This window comes from Streptomyces sp. SID3343 (assembly GCF_009865215.1).
In the GTDB taxonomy this organism is placed as follows: Bacteria; Actinomycetota; Actinomycetes; order Streptomycetales; family Streptomycetaceae; genus Embleya.
In genome coordinates this window covers 1-309 of sequence record NZ_WWJX01001115.1, presented here as the reverse complement: position 1 = coordinate 309, position 309 = coordinate 1, and the positions used below count along the sequence as shown (strand labels likewise).

General features: G+C 73.1%; 1 pseudogene. It reads right to left on the bottom strand.

Going from position 1 to position 309, the window contains the following annotated elements:
• Positions 1–309: pseudogene (locus tag GT354_RS34590) on the bottom strand (cell division protein FtsK); the annotation flags it as partial.

Below are 309 nucleotides of genomic sequence, written 5' to 3'. Positions count from 1 at the left end.
CGCGCCGAGCGCGCGCAGCACGAAGTGGCTGGTGAGCTTCTGGACCTGCGGCTTGACCACGGACGGGCCGATGACCGGCCGATCCTCCGGCGCGCCGACGAAGCCCAACCCGGCCACGACCCCGGCGAGCGTCAACAGCAGTGCCCACGTGGGTCCGGCGAGTACGAGCGCGGTGAACAGCACGCTCGCGCACAGGCAGGCCGCGGCGAGGATGGTCCCGCGCAGCCGCGCCTTGCCGTCGCGGTGCTTGGCGAGCTTCAGGTACTCGTTCGCGTCGGCCTTGCGGATCGCTTCCGCCCGCACGGGGCG